Origin of the sequence: Rhizobium sp. UGM030330-04, from assembly GCF_003208455.1 — a bacterium.
GTDB classification, from domain to species: domain Bacteria; phylum Pseudomonadota; class Alphaproteobacteria; order Rhizobiales; family Rhizobiaceae; genus Agrobacterium; species Agrobacterium rhizogenes_A.
Genome location: NZ_QKML01000001.1, coordinates 15,921 through 29,442 on the forward strand (window position 1 = coordinate 15,921; position 13,522 = coordinate 29,442).

General features: G+C 60.8%; 12 protein-coding genes. 9 read left to right on the forward strand and 3 right to left on the reverse strand.

Annotated elements, in window-relative coordinates; translation table 11 throughout:
- Positions 1-132: 132 nt before the first annotated feature.
- Entirely contained in the window at positions 133-1,566 is a 1,434-nt protein-coding gene (locus tag N434_RS00105; RefSeq protein ID WP_110755400.1) for an FAD-linked oxidase C-terminal domain-containing protein, read from the reverse strand.
- A gap of 110 nt (positions 1,567-1,676) precedes the next feature.
- Between N434_RS00105 and N434_RS00110 the strand changes: the two genes are divergently transcribed.
- Positions 1,677-2,576 (forward strand): LysR family transcriptional regulator, encoded by a 900-nt coding sequence (locus N434_RS00110; protein WP_110755402.1) that lies wholly within the window; start codon positions 1,677-1,679, stop codon positions 2,574-2,576.
- Positions 2,577-2,650: 74 nt separating this feature from the next.
- Here the strand turns inward: N434_RS00110 and N434_RS00115 are convergent, their stop codons facing one another.
- A complete protein-coding gene (locus N434_RS00115) occupies positions 2,651-3,925 on the reverse strand; it encodes a DUF3422 family protein (RefSeq protein ID WP_065114952.1) in 1,275 nt (424 codons plus the stop codon).
- Between the two features lie 296 nt (positions 3,926-4,221).
- On the opposite strand from N434_RS00115, the gene N434_RS00120 reads away from it, so the two are divergent.
- From N434_RS00120 to N434_RS00150, 7 genes are all read left to right on the forward strand, one after another.
- Entirely contained in the window at positions 4,222-4,995 is a 774-nt protein-coding gene (locus N434_RS00120) for a FadR/GntR family transcriptional regulator (RefSeq protein ID WP_110755404.1), read from the forward strand.
- A gap of 103 nt (positions 4,996-5,098) precedes the next feature.
- Positions 5,099-6,445, forward strand: coding sequence for a glycosyltransferase family 4 protein (locus N434_RS00125; protein WP_162883092.1), 1,347 nt, complete (start codon positions 5,099-5,101; stop codon positions 6,443-6,445).
- On the forward strand, positions 6,442-7,188 hold the full coding sequence (locus N434_RS00130; RefSeq protein ID WP_110755406.1) for an HAD-IIB family hydrolase: 747 nt from the start codon (positions 6,442-6,444) through the stop codon (positions 7,186-7,188). Before N434_RS00125 ends, N434_RS00130 begins: the two co-directional genes overlap by 4 nt.
- Before the next feature lie 295 nt (positions 7,189-7,483).
- Positions 7,484-7,924: an NUDIX hydrolase gene (locus N434_RS00135; protein WP_065114948.1), complete on the forward strand. Its 441-nt coding sequence runs from the start codon at positions 7,484-7,486 to the stop codon at positions 7,922-7,924.
- A gap of 161 nt (positions 7,925-8,085) precedes the next feature.
- On the forward strand, positions 8,086-9,591 hold the full coding sequence (locus N434_RS00140) for an inorganic phosphate transporter (RefSeq protein ID WP_110755408.1): 1,506 nt from the start codon (positions 8,086-8,088) through the stop codon (positions 9,589-9,591).
- Positions 9,592-9,608: 17 nt separating this feature from the next.
- The gene (locus N434_RS00145; protein ID WP_065114946.1) at positions 9,609-10,346 is read left to right on the forward strand and encodes a 16S rRNA (uracil(1498)-N(3))-methyltransferase; all 738 of its coding nucleotides are present in this window, start codon (positions 9,609-9,611) and stop codon (positions 10,344-10,346) included.
- A gap of 118 nt (positions 10,347-10,464) precedes the next feature.
- Positions 10,465-11,838 carry a glutamate--cysteine ligase gene (locus N434_RS00150; protein ID WP_110755410.1) on the forward strand — a complete coding sequence of 458 codons (1,374 nt, stop codon included), beginning with the start codon at positions 10,465-10,467 and terminating at the stop codon, positions 11,836-11,838.
- Positions 11,839-12,066: 228 nt separating this feature from the next.
- On the opposite strand, the gene N434_RS00155 is transcribed toward N434_RS00150, so the two are convergent.
- Positions 12,067-12,360, reverse strand: a complete 294-nt coding sequence (locus N434_RS00155) for a YjiS-like domain-containing protein (RefSeq protein WP_065114944.1) — start codon at positions 12,358-12,360, stop codon at positions 12,067-12,069.
- 203 nt (positions 12,361-12,563) lie between these two features.
- On the opposite strand from N434_RS00155, the gene N434_RS00160 reads away from it, so the two are divergent.
- The gene (locus N434_RS00160; RefSeq protein ID WP_004432791.1) at positions 12,564-13,514 is read left to right on the forward strand and encodes a LysR substrate-binding domain-containing protein; all 951 of its coding nucleotides are present in this window, start codon (positions 12,564-12,566) and stop codon (positions 13,512-13,514) included.
- The last annotated feature ends 8 nt before the right edge of the window (positions 13,515-13,522 follow it).

Sequence of the window (13,522 nt, forward strand, 5' to 3'; positions counted from 1 at the left end):
ATCGTTCCAATCGCAGCGTTCGAGAATTGATCGAGAGGTGGCCGCTTGTCGATCTCCCCCCTTGAGGGGGAGATGCCCGGCAGGGCAGAGGGGGGTAAGCCACACCCATCAACCTCACAAACCTCACACCCATCATCCCCTCCCCTCCAGCGGAAACACCTTCGACGGATTCATCAGCCACCCCTCATCGAAAGCCGCCCTCACCGCCATCTGCTGGGCAAGATCGGCCTCAGCATACTGGTGGCGCATCAGATCGCGCTTTTCGATGCCGACACCGTGCTCGCCGGTCAAACACCCGCCGGCATCCACGCAGAGCTTCAATATCTCATTGCCCACCTCCTCGGCGCGGGCCGCATCATCAGGGTCGTTGGCATTGAACAGGATGAGCGGGTGCATGTTGCCATCGCCGGCATGGAAGACATTGGCGACGCGCAGGCCGAGCCGGTCGGTAATCTCGCTCGTCTTTTTCAGCACGTAGGAAAGTTGCGAAAGCGGCACGGTGCCATCCATGCAGATATAATCCGCGATACGACCCGTCGCGCCGAAGGCGGATTTGCGGCCTTTCCAGATCGCCGCCGCTTCCATGGCCGACTGGCATTCCTTCACGGTCTTCACGCCATGTTTTCGGGCGATGGTGACGATATCGGCCAGCATGGCGTCCATTTCCGCCTCTGAACCTTCAACCTCGACGATCAGCAGCGCGCCGACATCCAGCGGATATCCCGCCTTGGCGAAGGCCTCGCAAATCTCGATGGCCGGCTTGTCCATGAATTCGATGGCGACCGGGATGATACCCGCGCCGATAATATCGGCCACACAGGAGCCGGCCTCCTCGGATGTCTCGAAGCCGAACAGCACCGGTCGCGCGCCTTCCGGCCTGGCGATCAGCCGCACTGTCGCTTCCGTCACGATACCGAGCTGGCCTTCCGAGCCACAGACGAGGGCGAGCAGATCGTAGCCGGCAGCATCGAGGTGCTTGCCGCCCAGTTCCAGCACCGTGCCATCCACCAGCACCATTTTCACGCCGAGCAGATTGTTGGTGGTGACGCCATATTTCAGGCAATGCGCGCCGCCGGAATTCATGCCGATATTGCCGCCGATGGTGCAGGCAAGCTGCGAGCTGGGGTCCGGCGCATAAAAGAAACCTTCCGCGCCGGCCGCATCGGAAATGGAGAGATTGGTGACGCCCGCCTGCACCCGTGCGGTACGGTTATAAAAATCGAGCTCGAGGATCGAGGCCATCTTCGAAAGGCCGATCACCACCGCATCCTCCTGCGGGATCGCGCCGCCGGAGAGCGACGTGCCGGCGCCGCGCGGCACGACCGGAATGCCGTAACGGTGACAATATTTCATCACCGCCGCCACGTCTTCCGTCGTCTTCGGCAGCGCCACGGCCAGCGGCAGCCGGCGATAAGAGACGAAGGCATCGGTTTCGAAAGGCACGAGTTCGCGCGGTTCGTGCACAAGACAGTCCGCCGGCAGAATATCCTTGAGGTCCGCTATGATGCGGTCACGGCCGGCGACGACTTTCGCGCACGGCTCCAGAAACTTGATCGGCTGCGTCACCGCGCCTCCTCCATGCCATTTTCCCAACTGGTATTCTTTCTTTACCACTTTGAAACAGCGCAATCAAATGTTATGGATTTTTTCCATTCCGGAAACAATCGAGGGCAACTATGACGAATCTGGGCGATCTGGAAGTCTTCGCAAGCGTTGCCGCCTCCAGCAGCATGTCGCTCGCCGCCAAAGAGCTTGGTTATTCGCCCGCCGTGATTTCCAAGCGTATCAAGCGGCTGGAAGAAAAGCTCGGCGCGCGGCTTTTCCAGCGCACCACACGGCAGATTTCCCTGACCGAAGCGGGGCAGGGTTTTTACGAGCGTGTGCTGGCCGTGCTGGAGGGACTTGAAGAGGCCGAGGATTTCGTGTCCGGCCGGGCCAATACGGTCAACGGCACGCTGAAGGTTTCCGCGCCGACCTCCTTCGGGCGCATGCATGTCGCGCCGCATCTGAAGGGTTTCATGGAGCGGCATCCTGATCTCTCGGTTAATCTCGTGCTGAGCGACGAGTTCATCGACATCATCGAGGGTGGTTTTGATCTGGCGATCCGCATCGCCGATCTCAATTCCTCCAGCCTCGTCGCCCGCAGGCTGGCGCCGGTGCGTCGCGTGCTCTGCGCTTCAGCGGATTATGTGGCCGCGCACGGGATGCCGGCGACAATCGAGGATTTGAAAAAGCACCGCTGCCTGCCGGCCCACAATAACGATGTCTGGCGGCTGGAAGGACCGGGCGGCGCGATGAGCATTCGCCCGGAGGGGATGCTTATAACCAATTCCAGCGAGGTGATCCGCGAGGCGGTGATATCAGGACTCGGCATTGCGCTGCGCTCCACCTGGGATATCGGCCATGAATTGCGCAGCGGCAAGCTGGTTCAGGTCCTGCCGGGATATGAGGGGTCGCGAAACGTCACGCTCTCGGCGGTTTATCCGAGCCGGCAGTTCCTGCCTGCGAAAGTGCGGCTGTTCATCGATTATCTGGCCGGGCTTTATGGGCCTTCACCCTATTGGGAGCAGGGCTGAGGCAGGCTTCGCATCGGTACCACCTATCCTCCCTCATCCCTGTGCGTGTCACAGGAAAGAGGGAAACCTGGCCCTCAGTGCCCACCCTCGGCATGGGAGCGGCGGATGCGACGCACCACCCACCAGACGCCGAGAACCGCGAAGGGAACGGAGATACCGGTGACCACGGCGGGATCGACCGGCAGCACGTCGTGGCTGATCGCCTTGGTGAGATAACCGATGAGGCCGACGACATAATAGGAGATGGCGGCGACGGAGAGGCCTTCCACCGTCTGCTGCAGGCGAAGCTGCATGGCCGCGCGCTTGTTCATGGTGTTCAGGAGCACGGTATTCTGCCGCTCCAGCTCCACATCGATCCAGCTTCGAACCAGAGCCGTGGCGCGGTAGAGCTTGCGCGAGAGGTTCGCCTGTCGCTCTTCCACCGACTGGCAGGTGCGCATGGCGGGCGCCATGCGCCGCTCCAGAAAGCTGCCCATGGTTTCGTGCCCGTGCACCGGGGTTTCCGCGAGCGCCCGGATACGTTCACGCACGATGCCGTCATAGGCACGGCTGGCGCCGAAACGATAAAGGCTGAGCGCGGCGTTGGCTTCCAGTTCGGCCGCAAGCCGGGTCATCTCGGCCAGCAGCGCATCGGCCTCGTCACGCGCACCGTTTTTCATGCGCTGGGTGATGCCGGTCAGGCCATCCTCGATGCGGCGGATTTCCGGCGACAGTGTCTGCGCCATCGGCAGGCCGAGCATGGCAAGCGTGCGGTAGGTCTCGATATCGAGAAGCCGCTGTACCAGCGCGCCGCGGCTGTAATCGCTCAAACCGCGGTCGATCACCAGAATCTGTGTCAGCCCGTCACGATCCTGACGGAAATCGGTGAGGATCGCCGCCTGCCCGTCGCGCAGGTCGCTGTGACAGAGGCTGGTCGGCTCGAACATCGTCTCGGCTCGCGCCGCGAGCGCGTTGTCCTGATGGATTTCCAGCCGCACGCCCGAGATCAGCGAGCCAGGCGGCGAAAAGCCGTCGCCGAACGGGTCGCCGGCAATCTCGCCGCCGAATTTTTCCGGCGCCGGCCCGTCCCAGAACCAGGTGGAAAATTCCGTGTGCCGCTCCCAGCGCAGCGTGCCCTGTCCCCACGGCATGGCATGGTGGCGGGCGTCGCGTTCCGGCGGCGCGACACCGCGGCTGCGCGACATTTCCGCGATCACGGAGTGATGCACGGCGGAGCCGCCATCCATCATGAAGGCAAGCTGGATGATGATGCGCGACGGCGCGAGCAGCACCGTGGGGCGCGCATGCACCTCGCCCAGAGCCAGCGACCTTTCCGGCGCGCTTGCGAAAGCAAATCTACCCTTGGCCATTGCGATTTCGTCCCCGCTTCCTGTCCCGGATTTCTAAAACATCGATCACAATGAAAACATCGCAATCGAAGCCGATGTAATTGTTTTGATCCATCTGACGGCAAAAATCCGCCATCGTCACCCTGTCCCAAGCCTGCTTTAACAAAAGCCAGTTTAGAAAGGCAGATGCCGAGTTGCCGCAGGGACACAAGACGCCACCCGCGCGGAACTGGACAGAATATTTGACCAGTACGATGCTTCGCTGATAATTTGCCCGGCATCAAACACGGGGCGGGTTTTCGCCGGAGACTTGTGCGATGGACGAAACCCTATTTGCGCGCATCGAGCACAGCCGCACATCGCAGGAGGTGATCCTGCGCTTCGAGGAGCTGATCCTCGACGGTATATTGCGCGATGGCGACCGGCTGCCGGGCGAGCGCGAGCTGGCGCAACGGCTCGATGTCTCGCGGCCGATCCTGCGGGAAGCGCTGAAGGAGCTTGAAACCCGTGGCCTTCTCGTGAGCCGGCATGGCGGCGGCACCTATGTCGCCGATATTGTCGGCCCGGTCTTTTCCGATCCCCTGAGCGCGCTGATCACCCGCCACAGCCGGGCGACGCGGGATTTCCTCGAATATCGCCGTTATATTGAAGGCATGACCGCCGAACTTGCCGCGCAGCGGGCGACGGAACCGGACAGGCGCAACCTTGCCGCCATCGTCGACAGGATGCGTGAGGCGCATGAGGCGGGCCGTTTCGAAGAGGAGCTTGCGGGCGATGTGGAATTTCACAACGCCATCGGCGAGGCGGCGCATAATATCGTGCTGATGCACACGCTGCGCTCCTGCTACCGGCTTCTGAGCGACGATATCTTCTACAATCGCCATCTCATCTTCACCGTTGCCGGCGCCCATGACGAGGTGCTGAGACAGCATATCGCCATCCATGACGCCATCGCGGCCGGCGATCCGGCAGCGGCAAGGGCGGCGGCGGAGGCCCATATCGACTTCATCGTGGAGACGACATCCAAGGCGCATCAGGCGCGGGAATGGGACCGGATTTCGCGCCTGAGGCAACAGCAGCGCAGCACCTGAAAACGCCATCCGGCGAAATACGACAGCTCTTTTATTCAGGTTTTGATGGAACCTTTTGTGCCCTTTGGTCTTTTTATCGGGTTAATTGGAAAAATTTACCAAGATGGGACCCATGACGACCACGAGCGAAACTGAACGCTATCCGCGGATAGCTCTCATATCGACGCATGGCTATGTCGCCGCGCACCCGCCACTTGGCGCGGCGGACACCGGGGGACAGGTGGTTTATGTTCTTGAGCTTGCACGCAAACTCGGCCAGCTCGGTTATACTGTCGATCTTTACACCCGCCGCTTCGAAGACCAGCCGGAATTCGACGAGGTTGACGAGCGCGTCCGCGTGGTGCGCATTCCCTGCGGCGGGCGCGATTTCATTCCAAAGGAATATCTGCACCGGCACCTGATGGAATGGTGCGAAAATGCGCTGCGTTTCATCAAGAAAAACGATCTGAATTATTCTTTCATCAACAGCCATTACTGGGATGCTGGCGTGGCCGGGCAGCGGCTGTCCGAAGCGCTGAAAATCCCGCATCTGCACACGCCGCATTCGCTCGGCATCTGGAAAAAGCGCCAGATGGAGACCGATTACCCGGAAAAGGCCGATACGTTCGAACTGGAATTCAACTTCAGGGAACGCATCCAGCACGAGCTGATCATCTATCGCAGCTGCGACATGGTGATCGCCACAACGCCGGTGCAGCTGGACGTGCTGATCGAGGATTACGGCCTCAAGCGCAAGCACATCCACATGATCCCGCCGGGTTACGACGACAACCGTTTCTTCCCGGTCTCGGATGCGACACGGCAGATGATCCGGCAGCGTTTCGGCTTTGAGGGCAAGGTGGTGCTGGCGCTTGGGCGGCTTGCCACCAACAAGGGGTACGACCTGCTGATCGACGGCTTTTCCGTTCTGGCGGAGCGCGAACCGGAAGCGCGACTGCATCTGGCCGTCGGCGGCGAGAACATGGACGAGCAGGAAACCACCATCCTCAACCAGCTGAAGGAGCGGGTGCAGGCACTCGGTCTGGAAGACAAGGTGGCATTTTCGGGTTACGTCGCGGACGAGGACCTGCCGGACATGTATCGCGCCGCCGATCTCTTCGTGCTTTCGAGCCGTTACGAGCCCTTCGGCATGACCGCGATCGAGGCGATGGCGAGCGGCACGCCGACCGTCGTTACCATCCATGGCGGGCTGTTCCGGGCCGTGAGCTACGGCCGCCATGCGCTGTTTGCCGATCCTTTCGACAAGGAAGACCTCGGCATCACCATGATGAAGCCTTTCAAGCACGAGCGGCTTTACGGACGGCTTTCCCGCATGGGTGCACACAAGGCGCGCAGCCTGTTCACCTGGACGGGCATTGCGCAGCAGCTTCTCGCTCTTGTGGAAGGCAGGACCATGATGCCGGTTCTGGAAGAATCGGACTGGGCCGAACCGTGGAATGACGGCGATTGAGACCGCTTCGCCTCTTTTCCACCGATCTCGACGGAACCGTCGTCGGCGATAACGACGCCACGCGCCGGTTTCGCGATTTCTGGCACGCCTTGCCGGAAGAGCGTCGCCCGCTTCTCGTCTTCAACAGTGGCAGGCTGGTCGATGACCAGCTTGCGTTGCTCGAAGAGGTGCCGTTGCCGCGGCCCGACTATATCATCGGCGGCGTCGGAACCATGCTGCATGCGAAAGAACACAGCGAACTGGAATGTGCCTACAGTCACTCGCTCGGCACCGGTTTCGACCCGCTGAGGATTGCCGATGTCATGACCGGCCAGCTGGGCGTGACGATGCAGGAGGAGCGCTACCAGCATGGCCTCAAATCCAGCTGGTTTCTGCATGACGCCGATGAAAAGGCGCTTGCCGACATTGAAAACGCTCTGCGGGCAGCAGACATCGATGCCCGCATCGTCTATTCCAGCGGCCGCGACCTCGACATATTGCCGAAGGCCGCCGACAAGGGCGCGGCCCTCGCATGGTTATGTGGACAACTGCGTATCGGCCTCGACGAATCGGTCGTCGCGGGCGATACTGGCAATGATCGGGCGATGTTCGAATTAAGCGGCGTTCGCGGCGTGATCGTTGGCAATGCCCTGCGGGAACTGGTGTCCCTGGCAGACGGCAATAGCCGGCTTTTCCTCTCGGACGCAACGGAAGCGGATGGCGTGGTCGAAGGTCTCCGCCATTGGGGATTGCGCCCCCTCTAGCCTATTCCAGCCATGTCCGGGGCGGCTTGCGTTGCAAATGACGTGAAAGCGGACAGAACGGCATTCCGTAGTCAGCCGTTTGGCATGGGAAACACCCGGTCGCGAGTTTTTTCGCCAATCCACCCCGTCCATCTTTGCCCGCAGGCTTCATCAGCGTGAAGACAGTAGTGGGTTATGGATGAAGGGGGATTGGCGGAACTTGCGGCGTATCTATATTAGCAATTATCACTACCCGGCAAAGAAGGATTTATCCGGATTGAAGATTTTGAATCGATTGGCGACAGACGTTGGCTTGATGTTGCGCAGACCGCCGCGACAGCAATATGCGGCGCTGTGCTATCGGTTGTCCAAAAAAAATCCGGCGCCGGAAGTCCTGTTGCTGACCAGCAGGGACACGGGACGATGGGTCATTCCCAAAGGCTGGCCGATGGGCGGCAAGAAGGCCCATGCGGTGGCCGAACAGGAAGCCTATGAGGAAGCCGGTGTCAAAGGCACGGTGGAGAAGGCTCCCTTCGGCTTTTACGAATACGAAAAAAAGCTGAACAGCGGCATCAACGTGCCGTGCAGGGTTCAGGTGCATCTGCTCGAGGTCTCGGAAATGCAGGATAGCTTTCCCGAAAAGGACTCCAGACGGCTGGAATGGGTCAGCCCCCAGGAAGCGAACAGGCGGGTCAACGAACCGGAGCTGAAGGCGCTGATGCTCGCTTTCGACAAGCGGATGGCGCATTCGAAATAGCGCGTCCGCCCGAACAGTGGCAATGTGCAGTTTGTTTTTCCAACACGGCTGTTACCGTCTTTCCTTTTGGAAAGATGTGCGAGATGTAACAGTCTTTCTTTAAATTGCCTTCAACCTGCGACACTGCCGGACGAAAGGGAATGCTGGCAAACGAGGTCTGAATGGCAATAAAACCGCCATCGAACATGAAGCCGACACTCGACAAGGACCTCGACAAGATTACCCGTGTCGAGGAGGCGACGCTGCACGTCACGCAGCAGCTTGCCGGCCTTGGCGCGGGATTCATGTTCGTTGTCCTGGCGGCGATATTCGCCGGTGTCTTCGTCACCGGCACCGCAGGCTCGGTCATCATCATCGCCGCTGTCGCCATCGGCGCCTATATGGCGATCAATATCGGCGCGAACGACGTGACGAACAATGTCGGCCCGGCGGTCGGCGCCAAGGCCATGCCGCTCGCCGCCGCGCTCATCATCGCCGCGATCTGCGAAATCGCAGGGGCGCTGATCACCGGCGGCAACGTCGTGGAGACCATTTCCAGCGGCATCATCAATATCGAGACCATTCCCGACAGGACTGCATTTTCCTGGGCAATGTTATCAGCGCTTCTGGCCGCCGGCCTTCTCGTCAATATTTCGACATGGACGAGAGCGCCGATCTCCACCACCCATACGGTGGTCGGCGGCGTTGCGGGCGCGGGCCTGGCGGCCTATGGCATCGGCGCGGTCGACTGGCTATCGCTTGGCAGCATCGCCTTTGCATGGGTGCTTGCGCCCTTCATCAGTGCCGCCATCGCCATCGTCATTCTGGCCTTCATCAAGGAATGTATCATCTATCGCGAGGACAAGATCGAATCCGCGCGTCTGTGGGTGCCTGTTCTCATCGGCCTGATGGCGGGGGTTTTCGCCGCCTATCTCATCTGGGTCGGACTGCGGCAGCTCATGCATGTGTCGCTTGGCCATGCCAGTATCATCGGGCTCGTGACGGGCCTCGTCGCCTGGCGGCTCTGCGTGCCGATCATCCGCAAACAATCCGAAGGTCTGGAGAACCGTAACCAGTCGCTTCGCATCCTGTTCCAGTGGCCGCTCGTCCTTGCCGCCGGATTGATGTCCTTCGCTCACGGGGCAAATGACGTCTCAAACGCCATCGGCCCCGTGGTGGCGATCGTGCGGGCCCTGCATGACGAGGCGGTGGGAACTTCGGCACGCGCACCGCTATGGGTTATGCTGGTCGGCGCTTTCGGGCTTTCCTGCGGTATTCTCCTCTATGGCCCACGCCTTATCCGCCTTGTCGGCGAGCAGATCACCAAGCTCAATCCGATGCGCGCCTTCTGCGTTTCCGTGGCGACCGCGCTCACCGTTCTCGTGGCCTCGCGCTTCGGCCTGCCGGTCAGCACCACCCACACGGCAATCGGCGCGGTGTTCGGCGTCGGTTTCTTCCGCGAATGGTACACGCAGGCGTCGCGGCGGCGGCAGGAACTCGTCAGTGCCGGCACCGGCCAGACCCGAAGGACAAACAGATACGCCGACAATCCTTCCGAAGTGCGCCGCCGTTATCTCGTCCGACGTTCCCACTTCATGACGATCATCGCCGCCTGGCTGGTCACCGTTCCGGCAAGCGCTACACTTGCAGCGCTGCTCTACTGGCTCATGTCCTTCCTCTTTCTGTGAACCTGAAACCGAATCCCATGCGCGCAAATTTCCGGATGCAACGACTGTTCCTTGAAGCCACTCTCGCAGCCGGCGTGGCGCAGGAGGCCACAGGCGAACAGTTCAACTACCTCGCCAATGTGCTGCGCATGGCCGATGGTGCCGAAATCCTGCTGTTCAACGGCCGCGATGGCGAATGGAAAGCGAAACTCTCCTTTCCAAGCCGCAAGAAGATCGTGCTCATTCCCCTTGAGCAGACACGGCCGCAGCCCGACGCGCCGGATCTGCACTATCTATTCGCGCCGCTGAAGGTCGGGCGGATGGACTATCTGGTGCAGAAGGCGGTGGAAATGGGCGCTGGCCTGCTGCAGCCGGTGATGACGCAGCATGTTCAGGGCAAGATCCACAATACCGAAAAGCTGCGCGCCAATGCCATCGAGGCGGCCGAACAATGCGGCATTCTGTCTCTGCCAGAAGTGGCCGAACCGGTGAAACTGAAAGAGCTGCTCGAGACCTGGCCGCATGACCGGCGCATCATCTATTGCGACGAGGGCGATGCGGGACAGAATCCGCTGCCGATCCTGCAAGCCGTCACGGAGCGTAAAATCGCCCTGCTGGTCGGCCCGGAAGGCGGATTTTCCGAGGAGGAGCGGGAACTTCTGCGCAGCCTTGCCTTCGTCACCCCCATTCCGCTTGGGCCTCGCATCCTGAGAGCCGATACGGCCGCCGTCGCCGCGCTGGCCGTCATTCAGGCGGCCATCGGCGACTGGAATTGAGCGGCAGCATTGCGCTTCATGCATCTTTAAAAGAAATTCATTTGCCTCCGGATACGATCCGGCTCTATCTGCCAATCATATGCCTCGCCGCAACAGAGACGTCATAACAAGGTAAGCCATGGCACGCGACACGACCGACCAGACCCCCCTCTCCTCCGTTACGGAGCTTACAGATTATCTGGCGGGCGGTTGCAAGGCTGAGGCCGATTTCCGCATCGGCACCGAACACGAAAAATTCGCCTTCTTCCGGGAGGACAACAGCCCGGTTCCCTATTACGGCGATGCCAGCATTTCCGCGCTTTTGACGGGCATGCAGGCAAAGCTCGGCTGGGAGCCGATCATGGACGGTGAAAACATCATCGGTCTTGGCGAACAGCATGGCATGGGCGCCATCTCCATCGAGCCCGGCGGCCAGTTCGAGCTTTCTGGCGCGCCGCTGGAAAACCTGCACCAGACCTGCAAGGAATCCAATCAGCATCTGGCGACGCTGCGCGAAGTGGCCGAACCGATGGGCATCCGTTTCCTCGGCATCGGCGGCAGCCCGCTGTGGAGCTACGATGAAACGCCGCGCATGCCGAAGTCGCGCTATGCGATCATGACACGCTACATGCCGAAGGTCGGGACCAAGGGTCTCGATATGATGTACCGCACCTGTACGATCCAGGTTAATCTCGACTTCTCCTCCGAAGCGGATATGCGCCGCAAGATGCGCGTTTCCATGAAGCTGCAATCGCTGGCGACAGCGCTCTTCGCCTCTTCGCCCTTCACCGAAGGCAAGCCGAACGGCCTGCTTTCCTGGCGTGGCGATATCTGGCGCGATACGGACAACCGTCGCTCGGGCGTGCTGCCTTTCACCTTCGAGGCGGACTTCGGCTTCAAGGACTATGTGGAATGGGCGCTCGACGTGCCGATGTATTTCATCGTGCGCGACGGCAAATATCACGATTGCACCCATGTCACCTTCCGTCAGTTCATGAACGGCGCGCTGAAGGGCGAAATCGCCGACTGGCAGCCGACCATGGGCGACTGGACGAACCATCTTTCCACACTGTTCCCGGATGTGCGCCTGAAGCGCTTTCTGGAAATGCGCGGCGCCGATGGCGGCCCGTGGCGGCGTATCTGCGCCCTGCCCGCCTTCTGGGTCGGCCTTCTCTATGATGACGAGGCGCTTACCGCTGCCGATACGCTGACCGCCGGCTGGAGCTTCGATGAAGTCATCGCCCTTCGCGATGCCGTGCCGGCCAAGGGTCTCACCGCTGAGATCGCCGGCAAACCGCTTCTCGGCATTGCCCGCGAGGTGCTCGATATTTCCCGCACCGGCCTCAAAAACCGCAAGCGCCTGAACGGCGAAGGCCAGGACGAGACCGTGTTCCTGTCTTCGCTGGACGAAGTGCTGGCGAAGAAAACCACGCTCGCCGAAGACATGCTGGCGCTTTATAACGGACGCTGGGGCGGTTCGGTGCTGCCGGTGTTCGAGGAATACCAGTACTGAGGTCGTACCGGCAAAACGGTGCAGGCGGGCAAGGCCATAAAAAAGCCCGGCGCGGCCGAGGGGCCTGACACCGGGCAAAGGCAGGGCTATTGGCAAATCACCCTGCGGGGAAAACTTTGGGGTCGGAGCAATTCCGGCAGCTGGAGGTTTGCCGGAATTGCCCGCATATTCTGGAACGCTTGGCCATTTCCGGACAGAAAACCGGGGCCAGCTTTTTCTGGAAATGCTTTAAACGGTCTTGAACCGGGTCACCGCGCGGTTGCGTGCGGCACGGGTCAGATGAGCGGTCGGATCCTCGAGCAGGCCGGTATTGAGCGCATCCCGCACGTCCGAGCGCGCCAGACCGATATCGGCCAGAAGGCGGTCATCAAGTTCCGTGAGGCCATTGGCCACGATACGATTGTAGATGCGCTGCAAGAACGTTTTGACGCGGAAAGCAAAGAGGACAGCGACACGACGCAGCGTATCGTTCTGCCGGGAGCTTGCGAGTTCCAGTTCCATTCTCCGTTCTGCCGTGCGCATGACACTTATCCTTTCGTAACGGCACGATGCGGCACCGCCCCCGGCGCACCACGCGCGAGAAGCTGCCTCGGGTTGAGGGCCTGGCATTTCGCCGGGCCGGGGTTGATATTGATTTGCTTGAAGTCAAAATGTCGCAAGACTATTGATCAGTCCAACGAATGTTTCTAATGTGAGGCATCAATCATTCTGATGGATGACCATCCATGTCCGCACCTCTCGACATAGACCAGCTGCATACTTTCATCGCCATCGTTGATACGGGCAGCTTCACCAAGGCCGCAGACCGTGTTTTCAAGACGCAATCCGCCGTTTCCATGCAGATGCGGCGGCTGGAAGAACGGATCGGCAAACAGCTTTTCGCCAAGGACGGGCGTGGCAACCGCCTGACGGCGGAGGGCGAAAAACTGATGAACTACGCCCGCCGCATCATCCGCCTCAACAACGAGGCGATCGCCGCCTTCGATGACAACCGGCTGGAGGGCATGCTGCGCATCGGCACGCCCGATGACTATGCCGACCGCTACATGCCCGAGATCATCGGGCGTTTCGCCAAGACCCATCCGAATGTCGAGCTTTACATCGTCTGCGAACCTTCGGTCAGCCTTGCCGAAAAAATGGCGCGCGGCGAGCTGGATATCGCGCTCGTCACCCACAACCCCCGTGCCCGCTCCTCCGATGTGGTGCGGACTGAACCGCTTTGCTGGGTTGCTTCCGCCAACCATCCGCTGAAGGACGATGCGCCGGTGCCGCTCGCCGTCGGCCGGCGCGACTGCCACTGGCGCCAGCTTGCCTGTTCGGCGCTCGATGCCGACGGGCGGGATTATCAGGTTCTGTTCACCAGCTGGTCTTCCACCGTGGTCGCCGCCGCCGTACTGGCCGGCATGGCCGTCTCGGTGCTGCCGGAATCGGCGCTGCGCACCGGCATGAAGGTCCTGACCGCTGCGGACGGCTTCCCACCCCTGCCGCCGGTACAGATCGGCCTGATGAAACGACCGGGCCTTTCGCCCTCGCTGGTAAACGCCATCACCGACCACATCACCGCCTGCCTCGACAACATCTCACCGATGAGCGTTGCCGACGAAATGGACAGCGATGTGAAGACCTACCCCAAGATGCCGCGCCTGCGCGCCGGGCATATGCTGCCGGGCTGGTAGGCGGAAGG

What these genes read in the sequence shown, in the direction of transcription:
- N434_RS00110 (WP_110755402.1), top strand. Translation starts at nt 1,677, where the DNA reads ATGACGAATCTGGGCGATCTGGAAGTCTTCGCAAGCGTTGCCGCCTCC.
- N434_RS00115 (WP_065114952.1), bottom strand. Translation starts at nt 3,925, where the DNA reads ATGGCCAAGGGTAGATTTGCTTTCGCAAGCGCGCCGGAAAGGTCGCTG.
- N434_RS00120 (WP_110755404.1), top strand. Translation starts at nt 4,222, where the DNA reads ATGGACGAAACCCTATTTGCGCGCATCGAGCACAGCCGCACATCGCAG.
- N434_RS00125 (WP_162883092.1), top strand. Translation starts at nt 5,099, where the DNA reads ATGGGACCCATGACGACCACGAGCGAAACTGAACGCTATCCGCGGATA.
- N434_RS00135 (WP_065114948.1), top strand. Translation starts at nt 7,484, where the DNA reads ATGTTGCGCAGACCGCCGCGACAGCAATATGCGGCGCTGTGCTATCGG.
- N434_RS00140 (WP_110755408.1), top strand. Translation starts at nt 8,086, where the DNA reads ATGGCAATAAAACCGCCATCGAACATGAAGCCGACACTCGACAAGGAC.
- N434_RS00145 (WP_065114946.1), top strand. Translation starts at nt 9,609, where the DNA reads ATGCGCGCAAATTTCCGGATGCAACGACTGTTCCTTGAAGCCACTCTC.
- N434_RS00150 (WP_110755410.1), top strand. Translation starts at nt 10,465, where the DNA reads ATGGCACGCGACACGACCGACCAGACCCCCCTCTCCTCCGTTACGGAG.
- N434_RS00155 (WP_065114944.1), bottom strand. Translation starts at nt 12,360, where the DNA reads ATGCGCACGGCAGAACGGAGAATGGAACTGGAACTCGCAAGCTCCCGG.
- N434_RS00160 (WP_004432791.1), top strand. Translation starts at nt 12,564, where the DNA reads ATGTCCGCACCTCTCGACATAGACCAGCTGCATACTTTCATCGCCATC.